Origin of the sequence: Shewanella algae (genome assembly GCF_009183365.2) — a bacterium.
GTDB lineage: Bacteria > Pseudomonadota > Gammaproteobacteria > Enterobacterales > Shewanellaceae > Shewanella > Shewanella algae.
Window position 1 is genome coordinate 3,831,167 of record NZ_CP068230.1, and the last position, 23,237, is coordinate 3,854,403.

16 protein-coding genes and 2 tRNA genes are annotated in these 23,237 nt (G+C 46.4%); 6 read left to right on the plus strand and 12 right to left on the minus strand.

Translation table 11 applies throughout. The features are described from left to right. Nucleotide 1 precedes the first annotated feature (1 nt). From E1N14_RS17260 to E1N14_RS17275, 4 genes are all read right to left on the minus strand, one after another. Nucleotides 2-1,228 carry an RtcB family protein gene (locus E1N14_RS17260; RefSeq protein ID WP_025009019.1) on the minus strand — a complete coding sequence of 409 codons (1,227 nt, stop codon included), beginning with the start codon at nucleotides 1,226-1,228 and terminating at the stop codon, nucleotides 2-4. A 69-nt stretch (nucleotides 1,229-1,297) separates the two neighbouring features. Next, nucleotides 1,298-2,467: a slipin family protein gene (locus tag E1N14_RS17265; protein WP_025009018.1), complete on the minus strand. Its 1,170-nt coding sequence runs from the start codon at nucleotides 2,465-2,467 to the stop codon at nucleotides 1,298-1,300. Nucleotides 2,468-2,725: 258 nt separating this feature from the next. Further along, nucleotides 2,726-2,795: transfer RNA gene (locus E1N14_RS17270), tRNA-Leu, on the minus strand. 1 nt (nucleotide 2,796) lies between these two features. Next, nucleotides 2,797-2,867: transfer RNA gene (locus E1N14_RS17275), tRNA-Pro, on the minus strand. Nucleotides 2,868-3,127: 260 nt separating this feature from the next. Here E1N14_RS17275 and rtcR point away from each other — a divergent pair. Further along, nucleotides 3,128-4,741, plus strand: coding sequence for an RNA repair transcriptional activator RtcR (gene rtcR, locus E1N14_RS17280; protein WP_037436161.1), 1,614 nt, complete (start codon nucleotides 3,128-3,130; stop codon nucleotides 4,739-4,741). A 404-nt stretch (nucleotides 4,742-5,145) separates the two neighbouring features. Here the strand turns inward: rtcR and E1N14_RS17285 are convergent, their stop codons facing one another. Continuing rightward, nucleotides 5,146-6,837, minus strand: a complete 1,692-nt coding sequence (locus tag E1N14_RS17285; RefSeq protein WP_025009016.1) for a hypothetical protein — start codon at nucleotides 6,835-6,837, stop codon at nucleotides 5,146-5,148. Nucleotides 6,838-7,022: 185 nt separating this feature from the next. On the opposite strand from E1N14_RS17285, the gene E1N14_RS17290 reads away from it, so the two are divergent. Then, a complete protein-coding gene (locus tag E1N14_RS17290) occupies nucleotides 7,023-7,232 on the plus strand; it encodes a hypothetical protein (protein ID WP_152134826.1) in 210 nt (69 codons plus the stop codon). Nucleotides 7,233-7,266: 34 nt separating this feature from the next. Here the strand turns inward: E1N14_RS17290 and E1N14_RS17295 are convergent, their stop codons facing one another. After that, complete coding sequence (locus tag E1N14_RS17295) at nucleotides 7,267-8,376, minus strand: hypothetical protein (protein WP_144128777.1); 1,110 nt, start codon at nucleotides 8,374-8,376, stop codon at nucleotides 7,267-7,269. 682 nt (nucleotides 8,377-9,058) lie between these two features. Here E1N14_RS17295 and E1N14_RS17300 point away from each other — a divergent pair. From E1N14_RS17300 to E1N14_RS17315, 4 genes are read left to right on the plus strand one after another with little or no spacing between them, the layout of a single operon-like run. Next, on the plus strand, nucleotides 9,059-11,377 hold the full coding sequence (locus tag E1N14_RS17300; protein ID WP_062793598.1) for a tellurite resistance TerB family protein: 2,319 nt from the start codon (nucleotides 9,059-9,061) through the stop codon (nucleotides 11,375-11,377). A gap of 3 nt (nucleotides 11,378-11,380) precedes the next feature. Then, nucleotides 11,381-12,688 carry an ATP-binding protein gene (locus E1N14_RS17305; protein WP_025009013.1) on the plus strand — a complete coding sequence of 436 codons (1,308 nt, stop codon included), beginning with the start codon at nucleotides 11,381-11,383 and terminating at the stop codon, nucleotides 12,686-12,688. Then, the gene (locus E1N14_RS17310; protein WP_025009012.1) at nucleotides 12,685-14,886 is read left to right on the plus strand and encodes a DEAD/DEAH box helicase; all 2,202 of its coding nucleotides are present in this window, start codon (nucleotides 12,685-12,687) and stop codon (nucleotides 14,884-14,886) included. Before E1N14_RS17305 ends, E1N14_RS17310 begins: the two co-directional genes overlap by 4 nt. Nucleotides 14,887-14,922: 36 nt before the next feature. Next, nucleotides 14,923-15,531, plus strand: coding sequence for an imm11 family protein (locus E1N14_RS17315; protein WP_025009011.1), 609 nt, complete (start codon nucleotides 14,923-14,925; stop codon nucleotides 15,529-15,531). A 517-nt stretch (nucleotides 15,532-16,048) separates the two neighbouring features. On the opposite strand, the gene E1N14_RS17320 is transcribed toward E1N14_RS17315, so the two are convergent. The 6 genes from E1N14_RS17320 to E1N14_RS17345 form a co-directional block, all read right to left on the minus strand. After that, entirely contained in the window at nucleotides 16,049-16,432 is a 384-nt protein-coding gene (locus E1N14_RS17320; RefSeq protein ID WP_025009010.1) for a VOC family protein, read from the minus strand. 89 nt (nucleotides 16,433-16,521) lie between these two features. Next, nucleotides 16,522-16,866: an SH3 domain-containing protein gene (locus E1N14_RS17325; RefSeq protein WP_025009009.1), complete on the minus strand. Its 345-nt coding sequence runs from the start codon at nucleotides 16,864-16,866 to the stop codon at nucleotides 16,522-16,524. A gap of 398 nt (nucleotides 16,867-17,264) precedes the next feature. Then, nucleotides 17,265-20,153, minus strand: coding sequence for an aminomethyl-transferring glycine dehydrogenase (gene gcvP, locus E1N14_RS17330; RefSeq protein ID WP_062793599.1), 2,889 nt, complete (start codon nucleotides 20,151-20,153; stop codon nucleotides 17,265-17,267). A gap of 114 nt (nucleotides 20,154-20,267) precedes the next feature. Beyond that, complete coding sequence (gene gcvH / locus E1N14_RS17335; protein ID WP_025009008.1) at nucleotides 20,268-20,657, minus strand: glycine cleavage system protein GcvH; 390 nt, start codon at nucleotides 20,655-20,657, stop codon at nucleotides 20,268-20,270. A 23-nt stretch (nucleotides 20,658-20,680) separates the two neighbouring features. Next, nucleotides 20,681-21,775: a glycine cleavage system aminomethyltransferase GcvT gene (gcvT, locus tag E1N14_RS17340; RefSeq protein ID WP_025009007.1), complete on the minus strand. Its 1,095-nt coding sequence runs from the start codon at nucleotides 21,773-21,775 to the stop codon at nucleotides 20,681-20,683. A gap of 250 nt (nucleotides 21,776-22,025) precedes the next feature. Beyond that, on the minus strand, nucleotides 22,026-23,237 hold the full coding sequence (locus E1N14_RS17345) for an FAD-dependent monooxygenase (protein WP_025009006.1): 1,212 nt from the start codon (nucleotides 23,235-23,237) through the stop codon (nucleotides 22,026-22,028).

Here is a 23,237-nt window from a genome sequence, read left to right on the forward strand (position 1 = left end):
TTTACCCCTTAACGCACACAACTTGCTTCAAGGTGTAAACCACTTCAACCAAATCTTTCTGCGCTTCCATGACCTTATCTATATCCTTGTAGGCATGAGGTATCTCATCAATGACTGCCGCATCTTTACGGCACTCCACCCCTTGAGTGGCTTCAATTTGATCTTTGACCTTATATACCTTTTTCGCCTGGGTTCTGGACATTACCCGCCCGGCACCGTGACTGCAGCTATTGAAACTTTCGGGGTTTCCCAAGCCCCTGACAATAAAGGAACGAGCCCCCATACTTCCTGGAATAATCCCCATTTCGCCCTTTTCGGCTCGAACGGCACCTTTACGGGTGACATAGCAGTCTTTACCGAAATGCCGCTCCCGGGAGATATAGTTGTGATGGCAATTCACCGCCAATTCCGCTGTCGAAAACCCTGTCGGGATCTGCTTTCTTAAGGCTGCAATCGCATTGAACATCATGATTTCACGGTTTTTCGCCGCATAATCCTGCGCCCACTCCACGGCCTCGACATAGTCATCAAAATACTCACTCCCCTCTTCCAGATAAGCCAAATCCATATCGGGCAAGTTAATCTGATGGCGCTGCATCTCTTTCCTGGCCAGCTCGATAAAATAGGTACCTATCCGGTTGCCCACACCGCGACTGCCTGAATGCAACATAATCCACACGGCATTATTTTCGTCCAAACAGAGCTCAAGAAAGTGATTGCCTGTACCCATAGTGCCTAAGTGGTTCAGGTTATTACTCTTCTTTATTGCCGGGTGCTTTTCACAAATTCGCTCGAACCTGGTTGCCAGTTTTTTCCATTCCTCGGCCACCAGCTCAGGAACATTGTGCCAGGCACCTCTGTCCCTTGCCCCTCTAGCTCTTCCGGTTCGGCCATGGGGGATAGCGGCCTCAAAGGCACTTCTTATTCCAGCCAAATTATCCGGAAGCTGACTGGCGGATAAGGTCGTTTTGACGGCTACCATGCCGCAGCCAATATCGACACCAACGGCAGCGGGAATAACGGCATCCACCGATGGTATTACGCTGCCAATGGTTGCCCCCTTGCCCATATGGACATCCGGCATAACTGCTATGTGTGAATGTACCAAAGGCATAGCGGCAATGTTGTTCAACTGCTCCAGAGCCTTGTCTTCAAAAGGAACTCCCTTGGTCCACGCTTTAATCGTTGCCCGTCCCTTGCTTTCTATCACGTTGTAATTACTACACATTACTGATTCCTTTACTTCCAATCCATTTCTCAGCGGGCTGCGGCATCCTCTTCGCCGCAGCCCTTCCCGTCAGGCTATTTTCACTATGCCATTCATAAGCCCTTCCAGGCCGCCGTAAACCGTCAGGTTGCCTATCTTGTCCGACACTTTCTCGAGTGCTTCAAGCTCCTTCAACCGCATCAAGGTAGGATTGTTTTCCATCACCTTGGCAGTGTTGTGCAAACTTCTGGTGGCCGATGTTTCTTCGCGGCGCTTGATCACATTGGCTTCCGCCGCTTTTTGTGCTTCCACCACCTGATTCAATATCGCCTTCATCTCTCCGGGCAGAATAATGTCCTTCACGCCCACATTGACCAGTGAGATACCTATCGCAGTAAGCTGATCTGAAACCAGTTCCTTAACTGTTTCATTGACATACAACTTATCCAACAGAATATCGTCCAGGGACTTGGTGCCAACCGCTTCTCGCAACGCCAGTTGCAATGTTTTATAGACAAAGTCATCCACCTTATCCACGCTGCGGGCAGCAAGTTCGGCATCCTGCAATCTAATGCTCGCGCTAAGATTAATCCGCAGGCTCACCCTGTCTTTACTCAAGATTTCCTGGCCTGAAATCTCCAGCATCTGCGTCCGGCAATCAAAGGGCTTCACTTCAATCGTGTGATTGAACTGCCAAAATGCGTGCTGCCCCGGCTCTAACCTGCGTATGAATCGACCATTTACATACAACAAGCCGATATGGTCTTTGGCGACAGAGATATCCGCAATCGGCTTAATCGCCACTGTACGGTTGCTTCTGATCAATCTTGTAGCGGTATTGGCTCCCGCACGATTGATCAAGAAGAGCAGCTTTTCATCAACTTGCAGATTTTCCTCAATTGAGAGGGTATCCAACCTCAATTCCCCCGCGTCTTTCCACAGGTAAAGGTGCTCACCCGGTGCAACAATGCCTTGCAACAGATCGTCCACATAGAGCAATCCCACTTCATTGCTCGACAGTTTCCAATGCGAGATGTGTTTACGCAGAGCATCGCTGCTTCGGTAAAGTCTGTCGGCATTTTTTTCAGCAAAGTAGAGCGTATTGATATCAAAGGTAATGAATTCCAGATCATCTTTAATATCCCAAATTTTGTGCTTCCCGGGCATAAGTACATCCGCCAGCATTTGATTTTTAAACATCAATACCCTTTGATTTTCAGCGACTGTAACCGTTTTTCTTATTGAGAGTTTTTTAAACATAGTTAATTTCCTTTTATTCTTTCACTTACCCGGAAGTAAGTGGAGTTAGCAAGAGTTCATTGCTTAACTGAGAAAGGCACCTGATTTCTAAATGGCAGGGAGCATCCTGCTGGCTACCATTGGTCCATCTTTAGCGTTTATCAGTCATTGGCAAAAACGACTCGCTAACCTTGATTCTTGCAATTTGAATTTAGGGCGGGATTTGAACCCACAACAATCGAATTAACACTTCGATGCTCTACCAATTTGAGCTACCTGTATTTAAGGAAGGATTCGAACCTTCGACTACGACATTACGCCGCTGCTCTACCCTCTGAGCTACTTAAATCCTATTAAGATGGGAATCGAACCCATGACCGACGAATCCACTTCGCTGCTCTTCCAGCTGAGCTACTTAATAATGCATTTGATTAGGCATACGCAGTCACAATGTTCAGCGCACCGGTGTGACCTTTGAATCACAACCACTTAATCAGACAAGTTATCTATATCAATCAATGTGCCAACTTAGGCACCAACTAAAAACAAAATTCATAACACCATGATTATTAAAAATAAATAATTTGCGAAACTCATAAACCCTGATTTACTACCAGGTTGACCGAAAACAAAAAAAGTAATTAAATGGATACAAACATATCAATATGGATATCACAAATAATGAAACGCACTGTGGTCGTAAGTTTGGTTGGCACTCAATTGGATTACACAGGGAAAGGAAGTGATAGATGGGCCAAGTGGCGCCCCAATGTCAGTTTATGCAGCCAAGAAGATTTGATTGTCAGCCAACTGCACATGCTTCATGACAACCACAGTAAAAGATTGGCCAGCAGTGTTGCGGCCGATATTGGCAGCATTTCACCGGAAACAGAAGTCGAATTACACAATGTGAACTTCAATGATCCCTGGGATTTTGAAGAGGCTTACTCAAAACTCTATGATTGGTGCCACCAACAGGTATTCGATACCGACCGGAACGACTATCTATTCCATATCACCACAGGTACCCATGTTCTGCAGATATGTATTTTCCTGCTGACAGAGAGCGGCCACTTTCCCGGCCGCTTGATACAAACCTCACCGGATAGAGGCAATAAAAATAAGGCTATAGGAAAAACCCAGATCATTGATTTGGACCTTTCCAAGTACGACCAACTGGCGACACGCTTCGACAAGGAACACCTCGAAGGAAAAGAATTTCTTAAGAGTGGTATAGAGACGAAAAATGCGGCATTTAACCGACTGATTACGCAAATCGAAAAGGTCGCGATCCGCTCCAGCGATCCTATGTTGCTCACAGGCCCAACCGGTGCCGGCAAGAGTCAACTTGCTACCCGTATTTTTCAGCTGAAGAAAAAGCGCTCAATGTTGGAAGGAGAGCTGGTATCGGTAAACTGTGCAACGCTGAGAGGCGAAAATGCCATGGCAGCATTGTTTGGTCACACCAAAGGAGCCTTTACCGGGGCGCAAAAAGAACGCCGTGGATACCTTCTGACAGCAAATAAAGGCATGTTATTTCTAGATGAAATAGGTGAGCTCGGGCTGGAAGAACAAGCCATGCTGCTGCACGCAATTGAAAACAAGACTTTTCATCCTGTGGGCAGTGATCAACCGGTATCCAGCGACTTTCAGTTGATAGCCGGAACAAATAGAAATCTGAAGTCACAAGTCCATCAGGGCCTTTTTCGGGAAGATCTGCTGGCCAGGATCAACTTGTGGACCTATGAACTCCCCGCATTAAAAGATCGCAAAGAAGACATTCCAGCCAATATTGACTACGAAGTCAGACTCTACGAACAAAAAACCGGACAGCGAATTCAATTCAATAAAGAGGCTAGGATTGCATTCGAAAACTTTGCCACTTCCAACATGGCTATTTGGTCAGGTAATTTCCGCGATCTAAGTTCAGCCATCACAAGATTGTGTACATTGGCAGACTCATCAAGGATCTCTGTGGATGATGTGAAAGAAGAAATCGCGCGACTTGAGCAGTTCTGGCAATCTTCTCCACACGATACTCAGGTAGAAACGTTGAAGCAGTATCTTGCTGATGAAGAAATTGCCCAGTTGGATCAGTTTGATGCCAATCAGCTCAACTATGTTTTAAATATCTGCAAGCAACACGGCAGCATGGCATCGGCCGGCAGAGAGTTATTCGATGTCAGTAGAACCAAGAAAGCCCAAACCAACGATTCGACAAGATTGCAAAAGTATCTCCAAAAATTCGGCTTAACTTGGTCGAAGATACAATCCAAGGGGAAAGAATTAGCCTGATATGTACTAGCTCACCCACCTCCTAGCCCTGGAACTCTGGGTCTGCCACACGAATCTGGCCCAGTTTCCATTTTATCAGCGCCCTGACGCTATCATCTCCCAGCCCCAGATTATTTATGCACCAACTGAGTTTTCCTGTCTCACACATTTAACACGGCTTGACGGGCAAATTTTCTGATGGGCTACCACCTGGACTGATAAACAACATGCTCAGTTCTCAGCTCGATATGTTTATCCAAAGCATTAATGAGGTATGTTTAGTCTCGAACGACCTCCCATACCCCTTCTCTCCTGAAAAAGCATACAGCACTAAAAACCTAATGCTGTACGCCGATTTCAACAGCCCTGTCCGCTTCACATCCAGGCTTTAATCACACCTATTTATGATAGCTGGAGCCAAATAATCAAAGAGTATCGCAAAACATTTCCCTAACACCTTGACCACTCTTGAACGCACAATCAATGGCTAATTGTCTATCGGCACTGAGGTTACCCATCTCCTGGTCAATGAGTTCAGCCCCCTGTTCCAGGGTATTGGCTTCTATCACGGTTTGGAAAAGCTGCAAATACCAGTTTTGGTTCGGCCTTAACGCTACTCCTTGTCTTTCAAAGTACTGGCATGTTCGAATGATCACAGAGCATTGCATCATCACATAGGTGGACTTCGCTTCTGTATTGCTCCATAACTGTTCTATGCTCATTAACGCAAATAAGCCAGACAAAGTTTGAGCAAGCAAATATTGCCCCACCAATTCAGCTGTATCCTGATTTCGATATTTTAAGTGGGAGTCAACAATGAAAAAGATACTAAAACAACATTCCGCCATCGAAGTAACCAACTGCTTATTTTCAGGGAATCCCTTATCCCTCAAGCCGGAAACAACATCATCCAATACAACTTCGTATATGTTGGACAACAAAGTATCCAAAGCAGCAGGTAATTGAAGCTGCTCGTCAGCAGCCGATACAGAGTCGGACTTACGCAATGCGACCACTAGCTCTTCGAGCATATTCGTCAGTATCAAAACTTCGTTTTCAGAGAACTGATCCAAGTACTGGAAGTCATAGTCATTAATAAAGAGAGTTTTTTTATCACAGCGAATACTACAAATTTCACTTAAGGAAAAACTCTCTACCTTTCTCAGCGTACCTTTAGCCCAAATAGCATGAGGAGTCACAACCAAAAAATCTTTGGTTGTTTGCATAAAGGTGTTATCCACAATCATCAGGATATCGTAAGGTTCGATTTTACCCTCTGATATTTCGATGACTTTTCTGACTTTGTGGACTTTGATAGCCGGCGCGATTTGGATTTGTTGGGATAGACGATGCCTCTTGGCCACGGCGTTAACTATATCCAAGTAGACCCGCTGATAGCTACCTTCAAAAGCGGGCTTGGGACAGGATTCCTGCTCCGGCTTTTCAGGCTTAAGGCTTTCGGGGGCAGCGCTTTCAGCTTTGTCGCTCGCCGGTGCTGTATTACTGGCCGGAGCTGTATTGGTGAGAGATACGCCACCATTTGCATCTGCTGCCGGAATAACACTCTCGGTTGTAACGCCTTCAGGGGGAAGATTTTCAGCAGTAACGCTCGTCGAAGCAGTGTTGCCGACAGAAGCTTCACCATTTGCAACAGCTGCCGGAGTCACGCAGGCTTGTGCCACATTCGAAACTTCAGCAGTTTCTGTCGCCCCTGTATTGCCTTGTATCTTTTGGGCCAGTTTTTCCAACAGTTTCAATAAAACCGCGGGCTTCATACCGGAACCCGCCATACCAAAAGCACAGCCTTGCCCCAACAACAGATCTGAACCGTCAACAGCATGCTCTTGACTGGTGTTTATCAACTCTTCCCACGACATGTGGTTTTTTGCAGAAGTTGTTGTCCAGTCATTTTTCCAAAACAATCCTTCAGATGTAAATGCCAGACCATTTTTTGCAGAACCAAACACCGTAGAATCGACTATGGCATAAATATCGACCGATGATGACATGCCATAACATGCACTTGCATTTTTAGCTTTCTTGCTGGGTATGTTGGGCGCAACAAAAAGCCCATCAGAGTGGAAGTTCTGCAAAATCTCCAGCACATCTGTTTCCATTTATCCTGTTCCTTGTATAAAACCTTGCTCAATACATAGCTATGTAACGTATTGATATAATTTGAGTAAGAACAAGGATAAGTGCAGCAAGCAACCCCCTGCAATGCTTTCTTAACAAAAGTATGAACTCAAACGACATCATCAATCCTGCCCCTGTGTCCTACAGGTTCTACCGGGTGTCTGCCATGACAACAGCAGCCATATTGAACCGCTTACCCATCGATAACAGGCTCAAGCTGACGACCGACTTTAGCCATGTATTCAAAGGGCCGGATGGTACACTGGAAGTGGGTTCAGGAGGGAATGAGAGTATCCGTGAAAAATCATCTATTTCAATGGACAAGAAGCAGCCCAAGCTTTTAAAACAGTATGATAGGGATAGCTGGCTCTTATGAGCAATAAAAGCCAGCTTAAACAAAAACATCAGATTTAACATTCATTAACTGGTACTCTAAATACGTATTTTAGAGCCCCCCCCTGATAGAAATAAACCGTACAAGTTTGGTATCCGCCGCCACTAGGTCCGCCGGTATTTTCACCAATATTGCTGAAGTTGGAGGGACCACCTGATGAATTCTTAAAGTCACCACTTTCACGTAGTGTTTTTAACTTGCTAAGAATGCAGGGGTCAGTAAAAGCGAGAGGACCATTTTTTCCCTTCAACTGTGCTAAAGTATAGCCTCCAGCGACTACCGAAAGATCATTCAATGTTAAATCAATTATTGGTGTAGCTGCAATGTTGTCATTTTTCATAATCCTTAAGTCAAATAAAAGGTAATCTGTCATAAACCCACCACCCTCAGACTGTCTAAAGCCGAACTGAAGTGATAAGGATGGATCTTTACTTGTATATTTAAGACCCACTGTTCCCAGCCGATTACTGAGATTTACTTGTACATCATTTATATCGACTGACGATCCATTCTTACTCAATACAGCGTGAACATTTTTCAAAAGGGGGGTACCGTTAACTATATCTGACTTTAACTTATTTTCTATATCCGTTAATTTATTTGGATCAACTATAGCAGCAAGTGCAGTATCGGTTGGGCAACCGCTTGAAACACCAGAACTGTCATCCTGATTACTATCATATAATCCAACTTGATTAATTCCTGCTGAGATAATACCAATCTCGTCTCGACGAATTTTATTTTGTTCTACAACTGACTTTTTTAAGGCTCCATAGGCTAGCCCAGCATCTGACAAAAGAGACTTTTTTTCTGATGTTATAGAAAAAGGCCAAGTTGTCGCTTCATAAGATATCCCATCAAACCTATGCCCTACACTGAAACTATAAACAACACCGGTATTTGGATTGACCAGGGCTATTTTATTGCTCGTTGAGCCACAAATCATGTTATCTGGTGTCATGGGCTGAGTTCTGTCTTCCGGGTAACAATTCAGACGTGGCGTAAAATTTTTAACAGCAAACTGTCGCGCACTAGCATCATTTGTACAACTTGAGCACAAATAGTTCTGAGTAGCCATTGATGAAAATGGTAAAATCCCCATCAGTAAAAAAAATATTTTTTTCACCTTACACCTCCTTGTTTACACCACTGTTACCAGCTTATAACCCACCAGTCAACCACTCCGGTCATTGTTCTTCAATCATCTTTTTACTTCTGGGTGATGTAACCTGTTGGCCTGCATAGTTTATGTTGACCAGAACCCTATTCGCGCTGGAATAACCAAAATCCTGGAGGACTCAGACTATAGCAGTATTCAACGGCAGATACGGGCAGGGATACTGGATAAAAACACCTGAACTATTACCCTTTGGCGACAATGAACGGCATAACACGCCACAAGGATTGCACTTTGAAGCCAAGGATTATTTAATGACAGGTTGATGATACCGGATACATTATCCGCCACAACAACAGCAGCCATATTGAACCGCTTAAACACCCCATCAATGACGAGCTCAGCTAACCAAGGGCCTTAGTCGTTTGTTCAAAGGGCCGGATGGTACGCTGGAGCCACTTACAGCGCTTTGTAAAGCCGGAGCTGTGGTTCTGCAACGACGGTGAAGGCAAGGAGCAGTTATTTGTCGGAAGCTTTTTAGCTGAATCTCCGAGGCTCCCTGGTACTAATCTCGGTGAAAGGTCAAAATTTTGCATTATTTATCTTTATTTGATATAAATGGCCAATCACAACATATAAAAAGCAAGGGTCAAAATAACCTAATTTAGAACCTTGAAAAAGAGGAAATAAAATGGAATTTGTTATTGGGTTATTTGTAACTTATTTGCTTTATAGATTTTTTAAAGGTAAGAAGAACGATAAACCTTCTGCACAAAATCCGTCTCCCCAAAGAACTCACCAACCTTTTTCCGAAAAAACAAAAGTCTCTGAAAGTAGAACGTCATCGCCCAGTATTGCTGTAGGTTCTTCCAGCATAAGTGTATCCAGTTCGTCTAATCATGCTTATTTAGACGATGATGATGACTTTGCTACTTTTACTATTCATACAAGCTTTGGCCGAGAGCCAGAAAAAACAACGAACAAACAAAAAGGTCGATGGATAAGTGTAGATGAACAACTTTCTGTTAATGGAAGACAGTTAACGAAAGGCTTTTTCTACTTTGGTGGAGTAATGAATTCACTAGATGGGTACGGTATAGAGCCATCTCTAGTGGATGATAAACGCCCGGCTTCAAGTCCCTCGGTAGATTCAGAAATATACACTGATGAATCCTTAGGGTACTGGCCAACTTACGCATCCTTATCTAAAGGCTGTAGAGGCGCTTACCTAGATTGGCTCGCCTCTGATCGCTCAAACCCCAGTACGCCAATTGGTTATGTCTTCATCTATTTCTACGGGTTTGAGAGAAGAGTCATCGAAAACAAATCCAATAATCAAATATCTAATGAAGAGTACATAGCAATATTTGAAGAAGTGTTGCGTCTCAATAGCGTTTTCAACGCAAATCGTTCGTTCAGAGGATACTCTACTAATTTCCTCGAACTAATGGCACTTCAAAGACCCTCCTTATTAGAAGATAGACTGTCAGATATACCAGAAACTAATAATGCATTGTCATTCAGAGTTAAACTTGCAAAAACTATAGCCAATGGAAACCCTGTAACAGCTCCCTTAGCTTTAGAGTGGCTAAAAAATACATTCGAGTATTCCCTAAAAACTCCCGCCCGTAGATGTGAAGAAGAGTTTAGCCAGCTTTTCCAAATTAGATTTTCTGACAAGTTTGGCGAAGGAATTTCCGTAAAACCCAATAAAACTAAACTGCGACTTTCATACCATGCGGCAAGCAATGGTGTGCATGGGGTTGATTTGGAGTTGGGTGACTTACCTGATCCAAGTATTCTCAAAGGCCCAATTAAAAAGCTCATTCCTATTGCCGAACAATGTACAGAAGAGTTGAGCAGCTATAGCCGTTACTTAGGAAAAGCTGATACCTCAAGGAGTGATATTGCAGCGCTGATGTTATTACCTAAAGAATTGGCAAACGAAGCAAACTCACCAGTTATAGAAACATTTAAGTCTTGGGCAAATCAGATAATTAGTTCAAATGATGGACTAACCACAGTCAAGGATTTCTGGACTCATACAGGTACACCTCTCCCTAAGGCGTTTAACAAAAAAGAAAATGAACTAGTCGCTAACTTGGCTGCTAAGGCTGAAATAGGTATTGCGCCAGACCAACGTTTTCACCATGCAAAATTGAAAACCGATGATAACATTGTGCTCTTCTCACCGGGCCATGGAGAGTTTTTTGAGCCAAGCTCGACATTCAATCAAGTAAGTTTAGCAATTAGGTTAGGGGCAATGGTCGCAACGATAGATGGTACTGTAGATCATCATGAGAAAATCGCCTTACAAACGTTGATAAACCACGATGACAAACTCTCACCTTCTGAAAAGAACTCGTTAAATGCATATTTAACTTGGCGTCTAAATTCTCCTGTAAATAATACCGGATTGAAAGCTAGGATTGAAAAACTCGGCGTTCCACAGGTTGAATTCTTGAAAAGATTCATGCTTTCCATCGCTCTTGCTGATGGAAAAATCGATGCTTCTGAAATTAAGCAAATCGAAAAGTTATATACCTCATTAGGCTTAGATAAGTCACTCGTTACAAGTGACATTCATGCATTTGCCTCCAGTAAACAACCTATCTCAGCCACATCTAAAGACGCTTCAATTGATAAAAGTACCTTTCAGTTGGATGAAGGTATTCTAGCTATGCATGAAAGTGACACCAACGATGCAAAGAGTATGCTGGAGAGTATATTTGCCGTTGATGAAGAAGCTGAACTGGAAATGAGCCCCACCGCTGATGTCAATGAAGAAAGCTTAGATAGCCCTTACAAAGAGCTTTTTGAAACTTTGATAGCTAAAGAGTCGTGGCCACGTAAAGAAGTTCATGAACTGTGCAGCAAACTAAACATAATGGTTGATGGCGCATTAGAAACTATTAATGACTGGGCTTATGACAAAGTTGATGCGCCAGTTCTAGATGACGATGGTGATATCTATGTCGATCTAGAAATCGTAGAAGAATTGAAGGGATAAATAATGGTTGCAAAAAGAATACGAGCTAAAGAAAGAGATGCAATTATCCAATCTCTGAAGTCAGGTGTTACTCCTAAGATTGGAATCCAGCATATCCAAGTAGGTCGAGTAAATGAATTAAAAGCGCTAATCCAAGACATTGATCGGATCTCAGATGGAGGTTCAGCTTTCAGGCTCATTATCGGCGATTATGGTTCTGGTAAAACATTCTTTTTAAGTGTTGTACGCGCTATTGCTCTAGAGAATAAGCTTGTAACCGTCAATGCAGACTTATCTCCTGATAGACGTATTCATGCATCGGCTGGTCAAGCTAGGAACCTTTACTCTGAGCTAATGCGTAACATGGCTACTCGCAACAAACCTGATGGTAGTGCTTTAACCAGTGTCGTTGAAAAGTTCATCACAGAAGCAATGAAAGAAGCTGATACTTCAGGAAAAAGTATAAATTCAATTATCCATGAAAAATTAGCATCACTTTCTGAACTGGTTGGCGGTTATGATTTTGCTAAAGTTATTGAGGCTTATTGGATAGGTCATGAGAAAGATGATGAGATATTAAAAGCTAGCGCCATAAAATGGTTACGAGCAGAGTATTCAACTAAAACCGATGCCCGAAATGACCTAGGAGTTCGAACAATTATTTCTGATGCATCTTTTTATGATGCACTGAAATTAATGAGTTTATTTGTCAGACAAGCTGGCTACCAAGGGCTTCTAGTTAATTTAGACGAGATGGTAAATCTGTATAAGTTGAACAACACCACAGCGAGAACTTCTAACTATGAACAAATACTCCGAATTCTAAACGATTGCTTGCAAGGAAGCGCTGAGTATTTGGGCTTCCTTCTCGGCGGAACCCCTGAGTTTCTGCTAGATCCACGTAAAGGCTTGTATAGCTATGAAGCACTACAATCTAGATTGGCAGATAACAGCTTTGCTAAACAAGCGGGCGTGATTGATTATTCGTCACCAGCCCTACACCTCGCTAGCTTAACCCCAGAAGAACTTTATATTTTGCTTAAAAACTTGCGTCATGTTTATGCTGAAGGTGACGAAACGAAGTACTTGGTTCCAGACGAATCTCTCAAAGCGTTCTTACAGCATTGCAGCCAAACTATAGGGGATGCGTATTTTCGAACGCCACGTAACACCATTAAAGCATTTTTAGACATGCTCGCAGTAATCGACCAAAACCCGCAAATTGCGTGGCATAGTCTAATCTCATCAGTAGCAATAAATGAAGATAAGCCTTCCGATGTTGAACTCGAAACAGAGGACAATGAAGATGGATTTGCTGACTTCAAACTATGATTGATGAACATGAAAAATTAGACCATCGGATTCAGCGCTGGATATTCAAACAAGGCTGGACTGGCTTACGAGAAATACAATGCCTTGCTATTGAACCTATATTGTCTGAAAAGACAGATGTGCTGATCAGCGCTTCAACCGCAGCAGGAAAGACAGAGGCATTTTTCTTGCCTGCGCTCAGCACTATCGCACCTCAAGAAACGGGTGTAGGGATCCTTTACGTTAGCCCTCTAAAAGCCCTTATAAATGACCAAGATAGGCGCTTAGAAAGTCTGTCTGACCTGTTAGAAATACCGGTTACTGCCTGGCATGGTGATAGCTCACAGGGCCGAAAGAAGAAGTTAAAAGCATCGCCGTCTGGTGTCGTGTTAATAACACCTGAGTCATTGGAGTCATTACTCATCAGAGACTCAGGCTGGATCAAAGCTGCATTCTCTAATTTGAAATATATCGTTATTGACGAGTTTCATGCCTTTATTGGTTCTGAGCGCGGCCATCACTTACTCTCTTTACTACATAGACTTGAACACCTTCTCGGAAGACTAAAAACACCAATCCCGAGAGTAGCTTTGAGTGCTACGCTTGGTGAGTTAGAGAAAGTACCTCTATCACTTCGCCCTAATCGATCTTTACCTTGCAAGATCATCAAAGATACACATTCGACTTCCACCCTGAAGGTTCAGGTAAAGGGGTATGTAAACCCTGCTAACTTAGAAGCTGAGTCTTCCAATGATGCCGAATATACGATCTGTCAAGATTTATTTAAATTTTGTCGAGGCGGAAATCACCTTGTGTTTGCAAATAGTAGGAGCCGTACAGAAAGCATTGCGGCTACATTATCTGACTTCTGTGAAGAAAAAATTGTACCGAATGAATTTTTTCCTCACCATGGTTCGCTATCTAAAGATCTTCGAGAAAGCTTAGAAAAGCGATTGCAACAGGAGCATTATCCTACCACAGCGATTTGCACAATGACTCTTGAACTAGGCATTGATATCGGCAAGGTAAACTCAGTAATTCAAGTAACAGCCCCCCACTCTATTTCAAGTTTACGTCAAAGAATGGGACGCTCAGGAAGACGCGGTGGAGCCTCAATATTACGAATGCTCATCGCTGAAGCTGAATTGATAAAAGACTCTAGCGTCATTGACAAGCTGAGACTGGAGCTTATTCAGTCTCTGGCCATGATCAGACTTCTTATCGGCAGTAAATGGTATGAACCAGCTGATACATCACTTTATCACTTCTCAACACTCCTTCATCAAATACTTGCGGTTACTGCACAATGGGGAGGAATTAGAGCAGAGCAATTATTTAGTTTGCTCTGTAAAGATGGCCCTTTTCAAAACGTTAATGTTGAAAACTTCAAAGCACTACTTATCCACATGGGCAAAACAGAACTCATAACTCAGTTAGGAAGTGGTGAATTGGTGCTTGGCCTTTTGGGAGAAAAGCTGACAAGCCATTACTCGTTCTATGCTGTTTTTAAAACGCCTGAAGAGTTCCGGATTGTATGTGGAACCAAATCACTCGGAACGCTGCCTGTAGATTCATTGGTATTAGAAGGGCAGTATATTGTTTTCGGTGGAAAACGTTGGAAAGTAAACGACATAGATCGCGAAAAGAAAGTCATTTATGTGGAGCATGCAAAAGGTGGCAAGCCGCCTAAATTTGGTGGGACGGGCTTGAACATACATGATGTTGTCCGGCAGGAGATGTTCCAAATATTAAAAGACGGTGACTACAGAATTTCTGTGGGGGATCGGAAAGTCGACTTCGCTAATTCAGCGGCACGAGAACTGTTTGGTGAGAGTGTAAGATATTTCGAAGATGCAAAGCTCTCTAGAGAACCACTGCTCCAGGTTGGCAATACAACTTATATATTCCCATGGCTTGGCGACAAAGTGGTAAATACAATTGTCGCCTTGCTAATCCAACATGGCTTTGAAGCTGGTGCATATGCAGGAGTCATAGAAGTAGAAAAAGCGTCATTAGAAAGTGTTCGCTCAACATTGCTCAAACTTGCTTCAACGGAACTCCCAACAGAAACAGAACTTGCACAGCAAGTATTGGAAAAACGTATCGAAAAATTTGATGATTTTTTGCCAGAAAACATTCTATCCATTGGGTATGGAGCAAAAGCTTTTGATATAAAAAATGCTAAAAGTTTTTTTAAGAGTTTAGCTTTCAGTGGGTAGTCCCCCCGAAAAATAGCGGCCCCAAAGTAGGAGTTTATGAATAATTACGAAGAACAATACTACAAAGTTTTTGAAGTACCATTTCGAGAAACTTACCTTCATTTGAAGGCATCACTGGATACTGGCCGCCGTCGCTACAGTTTCACTAAATTAGATGCTATTGATGGACCAATATTTTTTACTAATGCAGATAAAGGCGAAATGCCGTTCATAGTAAGTGATTTTTTACTCCATAGTTTTTTCCCTGTGGTTTCTAAGAAAATTGCCGACATAATCATGCCTTATAGCATTAATGGCTTTCAGTTGTTTCCTACTGTGTTAATTGATGATAATGAGAAGTGGCATGAAGATTTTTTCTTTTTTAATGCTTATGACAAACTCGACTGTATAGACTTTGACAGCAGTGACATATATGATTATTCATCAGAAGACAGTATACACGAAGTCATTCGGTATAAATTAAAAAACGAAGTGTTAGATACGATTCCATTAGAAAACCGTTTGATCATACGCCCGAGTAAAGTTGCTGGTGGCGGTTTATTCATTAATGAAACTCTTGTGACTCAAATTATTAAGCATGTCGACCCTAGTGCCTTTAAGTTCTTTCGACTGAGTGAATACACATTAGGGGATAAATATGTATAGCATTGTATTTTTTACAGGTTGGTGACTGCTTGTTGAAACCATAGCTATACAGAAAAGCTTTTGAAGACACCTAAATAAGTGATCCTAATTGTGCTCCACCTTCATGAGACCATGCCCACCACCAGGGAATGGTGAAGCCTGGTCCATAAAGTACTTAACTCGCTCCATCTGCTTAAGCATACCCATCGACAACTAACTCAAGCTGACCAGGGACTTTAGCCGTTTATCCAAGGGCCGGATGGTATACCGAAGGCACTTACGGACGGCTCTACTCACCTGCAACGACAACGAAAGCAAAGGTTGCATGGCCAGCAGTTGTTTAGCTGAATCCCCGAGGTTCCAAGTATTTCTCTCCATCGAACTTTGTTCGATTTCAATAATCTCTTAAATTCGACTTTTGTCTTCACTTTAAGCCGAATGGGCCACAAAAGGTTAAAGAATGATGTTCTTTCTGAAAACATCATTCTGACAGCAACACAGGTAACTAGAGTCTTTAATCAGCTAACGATGGATGTCTTTATTTTTTTAGTTTTTTGATTTCTTCGTATTCATAACTAGTAATTTCATACGGATTACCATATGGATCGCTAAAATAAATAGACCATGACAGAGCATGATCACTTTCTTTGAAATCAACACCATGATTACCAAGCTGCGCTTTCCATTCTTCGTAGTTTGTAGAATCCACAGAAAACGCCACGGTCGTATTTACTAAAGTGTCTGATTCAAAGAGTGCAATGTGAACACCACCATTTTCAATTGTTAATGGTCCACCTTCTAAAAACCAACGTTCAAGCGACTCAACTCGATTGAACCCTAATACTTCTTTGTACCATTGCTCCGCACTCAAACGATCTGGCGCATAAATATGGATGTGATCTATTTTCTCTAGCTTTGGCATAATTTTATCTCCATATACTTATATCTTAGAAAGGCATAACGCCGTGTAATGAGGCAGTACCAGCGTAGGGCCAAGTGACGTATGGTTCCTTATTGCGTACGTTGTACCGAGCGTACTGGTACCCACCCTATTTCGCCCGTTGACCTCGAGACTCGATACCACGAATTGAGTTCAAACAGCACTGACAGTTTTTCACCTATGGCAGTATTGAGCTCAACATTGTCATAATCTTGTAGCATGATACCCACGGAGCTGCCCTCAACCTTTTCTATATATTGAACTGGAGCCCAACCCTGCTCACCTGCATCATTGGTTATAAAAATCCAATTGGGAAATTCGTCATCTATTTCACCCTGTTCGACTTTATCGCCTTGCTTCAAATAAAACGGATTTGGATATTCTGAGACATGTTGTTCAATAGTAACTACTTCCATATTTTCTCCAAAGTACATAACACCTTTGGCTAGGGAATCCCCAGATAATTCCGTAACTAGAGATGCTGCAGTGTGGTCAATGCATCGTATTTTTTGCAGGATTAGAGGGAAAATTTCAGATACGGCTCAACGCCGCAGTAGCGAGTCCAAGCAGCAATAATGGCGTCACTGCCGAAGAGAAGACAATGAAGCCGATCATTTTCGCCGCGCAGTTTACTTGAGTAAATGAGCAGCGAAAATGATTGGATGAAGCCCTAACTAATGTGCTCCACTAAACCATAATTGCGTTGCTGACGAAGCTAATGCTAGGCAAATCGATGGCGCCAGCGCGCAGTTGACTAATGTCAATGAGCACTGGCGCCAAGATTTAACGCCGCAGTAGCGAGTCCAAGCAGCAATTACTCGTACTCAGACATGGGCACACAGGCACAGAACAAATTCCTATCCCCATACACATCATCAATACGATTCACGGTCGGCCAGAACTTGTTGGCCTTGACTGTGGCATTAGGGAATACCGCTAGTTCGCGATCGTATGGACGGCTGTCGAAGGCGGGATCCATGATGTCGGCTAGCGTGTGTGGCGCATTGTGCAGCGGGTTATTGTCCGCAGGCCACTCACCGGCTTCAACCCGGGCGATTTCACCGCGGATGGCCACCATGGCTTCGATAAATCTGTCCAGTTCGGCCTTGGACTCAGACTCGGTCGGCTCGATCATCAGGGTTCCGGCAACCGGGAAGCTCATGGTCGGAGCGTGGAAGCCGTAGTCGTTGAGACGCTTGGCAACATCCATTTCGGTGACGCCGGAGGCTTCTTTCAGCGGGCGCAGATCGATAATGCACTCGTGAGCCACACGGTCGTTACGGCCGCGGTACAGCACTGGATAGTGCTCTGACAGCTTCTTCATCACATAGTTGGCGTTGAGCATGGCGTTCTGGGTTGATTCACGCAGGCCCTTGGCGCCCAGCAGCTTGATGTACATCCAGCTGATTGGCAGTATGCTGGCGCTGCCGTAAGGCGCGGCAGAAACGGCGCCGTTGTTGTCGCTTTCGCGGCCCGGCTTAACCAGAGTATGACCGGCAACGAAAGGAGCCAAATGCGCTTTTACGCCGATAGGGCCCATGCCTGGACCACCGCCGCCATGAGGGATGGCGAAGGTCTTGTGCAGGTTGAGGTGGGAAACGTCCGCGCCGATAAAGCCGGGAGTGGTCACGCCCACCTGGGCATTCATGTTGGCACCGTCCAGATACACCTGGCCGCCGTGTTGATGGATCACCTCACAGATCTCCGAGACGGTTTCTTCATACACGCCGTGGGTGGAAGGATAAGTGATCATGATGCAGGATAGGTTGTCGGCCACTTCGGCCGCCTTGGCGCGCAGATCTTCCATGTCCACGTTGCCGCGCTTGTCACAGCCCACAACCACTATCTTCATACCGGCCATCTGCGCCGAAGCCGGGTTGGTACCGTGAGCCGACTGAGGGATCAGACAGACATTGCGGTGCCCCTCGCCTCGGGATTCATGGTACTTCTTGATGGCCAACAGACCGGCGTATTCGCCGGATGCACCCGAGTTGGGCTGCAGGCACATGGCGTCATAGCCGGTGATTTCCACCAGATAATCAGACAGCTCATTGAGCAGCTTTTCATAACCCTTGGCTTGATCCAGCGGGCAGAAAGGATGCAGGTTGGCAAATTCCGGCCAGCTGATAGGCAGCATCTCGGCGGTGGCGTTCAGCTTCATGGTGCATGAACCCAGAGAGATCATCGAGTGGTTCAGCGCCAGGTCTTTGTTTTCAAGACGCTTGATGTAGCGCAGCATCTCGGTTTCGCTGTGGAAGCTGTTGAAGGTTGGATGAGTCAGAATAGCCTCATCACGCAGCAGCGCCGCAGGGATGGACTCACTGCCCTTGGCAAGGATTTCAGCATCCAGTGCCGCCACATCCAGGCCATGACCGGCGCCCAGAATGATATCAAACAGGGCTGCCAGATCATCAGCGGTAGTGGTTTCATCCAGGCTGACACCCAGAGTGCCTTCGGCATCGATACGCAGGTTGCTCTCGGCGGCAACGGCGCGGGCCAGCACGGCGTCTTTGTCGGCCACTTTGAAGGTCAGAGTGTCGAACCAGCTAGCGTTGACCAGCTCAACGCCCTTGGCCTTGAGGCCGGCGGCGAGAATATCGGTAAGGCGGTGGATACGCTCGGCTATGGTCTTCAGCCCTTGTGGGCCATGATATACAGCGTAGAAAGAGGCCATGTTGGCCAGCAGGATCTGCGCGGTACAGATATTGGAGTTGGCCTTTTCGCGGCGGATATGCTGCTCACGGGTTTGCATCGCCATCCGCAGCGCTGTGTTGCCACGGCTATCTTTGGAAACGCCTATGATACGGCCAGGCATGGAACGCTTGTGCTCGTCACGGGTCACGAAGAAAGCGGCGTGCGGGCCACCATACCCCATAGGCACGCCGAAACGCTGCGCGCTGCCAAAGACCACGTCGGCGCCCAGGCTACCGGGAGACTTGAGCAATACCAGCGACATGATATCGGCGGCAACAGCCACAATCGCCTTCTGCTCACGCAGCTTGGCGAAGAGTTCACGCTGATCGTTCAGCTCGCCTGTCTTGCCGCTGTACTGGAACAGGGCACCAAAGAGTTCATGATTGAGCGCTTCCTCGGCGGGGCCTACGACGACTTCAAAACCAAAGCATTCGGCGCGGGTCTTGACCACATCCAGCGTCTGCGGGAACAAGTCATCGGCAACGAAAAAGATATTGGCTTTCTTGGCCTTGGATACTCGCTTGGCCAGCGCCATGGCTTCGGCGGCGGCTGTGGCTTCGTCCAGCAGCGAGGCGGAGGCCAGATCCAGGCCAGAGAGGTCCATGGACATCTGCTGGAAGTTCAGTACCGCTTCCAGGCGGCCCTGGGCGATTTCCGGCTGGTAAGGGGTATAAGCCGTGTACCAACCCGGGTTTTCCAGCACATTGCGCAAAATAACGTTAGGCACTTCAGTGCCGTAGTAGCCCATGCCTATGTAGCTCTTGAATACCTTGTTCTGCTTGGCCAGACCCTTGATATAGGCCAGACCTTCGGCTTCGCCACAGGCTTCGCCCACGGCCAGATCCCGGTTCAGACGAATCGACTCCGGTACTATCTGCGCCGTCAGATCTTCCAGTGACTCGGCGCCTACATAGTTCAGCATCTCTTGCTGCTGCAGGGCGTCGGAGCCGATATGACGACGGATAAAGAGTTCGTGCTGCTCTAACTGAGTGAGGGTTTGCTTGGTCATGATTAACCTTGTTCCATGTTCGCCGGTATCCAGCCGTAGGGAGGCGGTGTACCAGTCTCTTTATTTAGTGGTAAAACAAACGAAGCCCCGGAGGGCTTCGTTTTTCAGCAACGCTTATTCTTCGTCGATGACAGCCTGATATCCTTCGGCATCCAGCAGGTTGTCCAGCTCAGACAGGTCAGAAGGCATGATACGGAAGAACCAGCCATCACCGAATGCATCGCTGTTGACCAGCTCAGGGCTGTCTTCCAGCGCTTCGTTGATGGCAATCACTTCACCGGACAGAGGGGCATAGATATCTGAAGCGGCCTTAACAGACTCGGCCACAGCGCAATCCTCAGAGGCGCTGACAGTGTCGCCTACTTCCGGCAATTCAACGAAAACCATATCACCCAGCAGCTCCTGCGCATGTTCAGTGATACCGACTGTGTAGCTACCGTCTTCTTCCTTGCGGATCCATTCGTGAGAAGAAGCGTACTTCAGTTCGCTTGGAATATTGCTCATTATTCTTGTTCCTTTCCCGTGTTTTAGAATGCTTGTTTACCGTTACGCACAAAGCCTGGCGCCACTACTTTAACAGCGACGCGCTTCTTGCGCATTTCGACTTCGGCCGTATCCCCAATGGAGTTCGGTACCCGGGCCATCGCAATAGAATAGCCCAATGTCGGTGAGAATGTACCGCTGGTGATCACGCCTTCCTGCTCTTGGCCGTTGGCGTCGGTAAAGAATACCGGCATGCCATGGCGCAGCACGCCTTTTTGCTCCATCACCAGGCCAATAAATTTGTCGGCTCCGGCCTCTTTGATGGCGGTCAGGGCTTCGCGACCGATAAAGTCACGATCGCTCGGTTCCCAGGCAATGGTCCAGCCCATGTTGGCGGCCAATGGGTTAACGGTTTCATCCATGTCCTGACCATAGAGGTTCATCCCGGCTTCCAGGCGCAGCGTATCGCGGGCACCCAGACCACATGGCTTAACACCGGCCTCGAGCAGCGCTTGCCACAGGGCTTCGGCTTCTTCGGCAGGCACTATGATTTCATAACCGGCTTCACCTGTGTAACCTGTGGTGGCCACAAACAGGCTGCCTGCCTGCACACCGAAGAAAGGCTTCATGCCTTCAACGGCCGCGTTTTGCTCGGCTGTGAACACAGTGGCGGTTTTGGCCTTGGCATTGGGGCCCTGCACGGCAATCATCGCCAGCTCAGGGCGCTCGGTCACCGTGACATCATAGGGCTTGGACTGCTCGGCAATCCAGGCGAGATCTTTTTCGCGGGTGGCTGAGTTGACGACAACCCGGTAATGGGTGTCATCGAGATAATAAGTGATCAGATCGTCAATCACCCCGGCTTCATGGTTCAGCATGCCGCTGTACAGCGCCTTGCCGGAGACCTTGAGTTTGGCGATATCGTTGGCCAGCAGTTTACGCAGGAAGGCTTTGGCGTCGCTGCCGGTGACATCAACAACCGTCATATGGGAGACGTCGAACATACCGGCGTCCTGACGCACTGCGTGATGTTCTTCTATCTGCGAACCATAGTTGAGTGGCATATCCCAACCATGAAAATCAACCATCTTGGCATTGGCTTCCAAGTGCTTGTTAAAGAGTACAGTTTTATTAGCCATTGTTATCCCTTCTAGTCGGGGCTTTACAGTGTCACCCAGGGGCAACACTGAGTTAAAATGCAGCGAAATTATACCCTGCGTCACAAATTTGTATACAAGTGATTTTTCTAATCCGAACCATTATGGATTAATTTTTCTCATGGTTTGCCTGTAATTTTTTTACAGTAAATCACAGTGTGTGTATAAAAAACGCCCAAAAGCGACTGTTTTTGGGCGTTTTCCTTCACATACGGCTAACCGGGGATGAAGATTATTCAGGACGACACAAACGCGGCAGCTTGAATTTGTGTCCCATGGCCTGTTGCATGAACACAGTTTTCAGCCCAGCGACATTGTCCACCAGGTTGAGACCGAGATCGCGAATCGCCTTCTTCAGAGGATTACTGCCGGCAAACAGCCGCTTGAACCCCTCCATGGCAGCTATCATCTCCATCGCCTCGGCTTTGCGCCAGCGCTCAAGGGCGCGCAGCTCGCCATAGGCGCCGATATCCTTGCCTTCGCCGTGCAATGCCGCCACGGTTTCCACTATGGCGCCGGCATCGAGGAAACCCAGGTTAACCCCCTGCCCCGCCAACGGATGTATGGTGTGTGCCGCATCGCCGGCCAACAACAAACGATGGCGGGCGAAATGGCGCGCATAACGCATCCGCAGCGGAAAACTCTGGCGTTCACTCTCCAACTGACACAGGCCCAGGCGGCCATCGAAGGCGGCGGTCAGCGCCCGGGAAAAGGCCTCATCATCCAAAGCCTGCAAGGCCTCGGCCTTTTGCGGCGGCACCGACCAGACGATGGAGCAGAGGTCACTCTCATAAAGCGGCAGAAACGCCAGTGGGCCGTCGGCACTGAACACCTGGCGGGCGCAGTCATCATGGGGCAACTGAGTGCGAATGCTGGCGACTATGGCGTGATGACCGTAATCCCAGAAGGTCAGCGGGATCTGGCACTGCTGGCGAACCCAGGAGTTGGCGCCATCGGCAGCCACCACCAGGGCGGCACTGAGGTTATCGCCGTTATCCAGCGTCAGCCAGGCTTCACGCTCACCAAAGGCGATACGCTCAAGCCGGGTGTGTTCCAGCAGTGTCAGCTGTTCCAGCTCTGCGGCTCGCTGGGCCAGGGCGTAGTGAATGGCATCGTTTTCGATTATGGTGCCAAGGGAAGTCTCGCACTGGCTCTGGGCATCAAACTGGATGCGCCCCATGCCGTCTTTTTCCCAGACATCCATCTTGCTGTATGGCCCGAGACGGGACTTGTCCAGATAGGCCCAGGCACCCAAGTGTTCGAGCAGCGCCTGGCTGGCCTTGTTAATGGCACTGACCCGCAGGCGCGGCGCACCCTCGACCGGCGCGGCACCGGCGGCATCTATCACCACCACCTTGAGCCCGGCCTGCTCCAGACCGCAGGCCGTTGCCAGTCCCACCATACCGCCGCCCACCACGGCTACATCATAGCTTTGGAAATTCAT

Coding starts and splice junctions, on each gene's coding strand:
- E1N14_RS17260 (WP_025009019.1), bottom strand. CDS start 1,228: ATGTGTAGTAATTACAACGTGATAGAAAGCAAGGGACGGGCAACGATT.
- E1N14_RS17265 (WP_025009018.1), bottom strand. CDS start 2,467: ATGTTTAAAAAACTCTCAATAAGAAAAACGGTTACAGTCGCTGAAAAT.
- rtcR (WP_037436161.1), top strand. CDS start 3,128: ATGAAACGCACTGTGGTCGTAAGTTTGGTTGGCACTCAATTGGATTAC.
- E1N14_RS17285 (WP_025009016.1), bottom strand. CDS start 6,837: ATGGAAACAGATGTGCTGGAGATTTTGCAGAACTTCCACTCTGATGGG.
- E1N14_RS17290 (WP_152134826.1), top strand. CDS start 7,023: ATGACAACAGCAGCCATATTGAACCGCTTACCCATCGATAACAGGCTC.
- E1N14_RS17300 (WP_062793598.1), top strand. CDS start 9,059: ATGGAATTTGTTATTGGGTTATTTGTAACTTATTTGCTTTATAGATTT.
- E1N14_RS17305 (WP_025009013.1), top strand. CDS start 11,381: ATGGTTGCAAAAAGAATACGAGCTAAAGAAAGAGATGCAATTATCCAA.
- E1N14_RS17310 (WP_025009012.1), top strand. CDS start 12,685: ATGATTGATGAACATGAAAAATTAGACCATCGGATTCAGCGCTGGATA.
- E1N14_RS17315 (WP_025009011.1), top strand. CDS start 14,923: ATGAATAATTACGAAGAACAATACTACAAAGTTTTTGAAGTACCATTT.
- E1N14_RS17320 (WP_025009010.1), bottom strand. CDS start 16,432: ATGCCAAAGCTAGAGAAAATAGATCACATCCATATTTATGCGCCAGAT.
- E1N14_RS17325 (WP_025009009.1), bottom strand. CDS start 16,866: ATGGAAGTAGTTACTATTGAACAACATGTCTCAGAATATCCAAATCCG.
- gcvP (WP_062793599.1), bottom strand. CDS start 20,153: ATGACCAAGCAAACCCTCACTCAGTTAGAGCAGCACGAACTCTTTATC.
- gcvH (WP_025009008.1), bottom strand. CDS start 20,657: ATGAGCAATATTCCAAGCGAACTGAAGTACGCTTCTTCTCACGAATGG.
- gcvT (WP_025009007.1), bottom strand. CDS start 21,775: ATGGCTAATAAAACTGTACTCTTTAACAAGCACTTGGAAGCCAATGCC.
- E1N14_RS17345 (WP_025009006.1), bottom strand. CDS start 23,237: ATGAATTTCCAAAGCTATGATGTAGCCGTGGTGGGCGGCGGTATGGTG.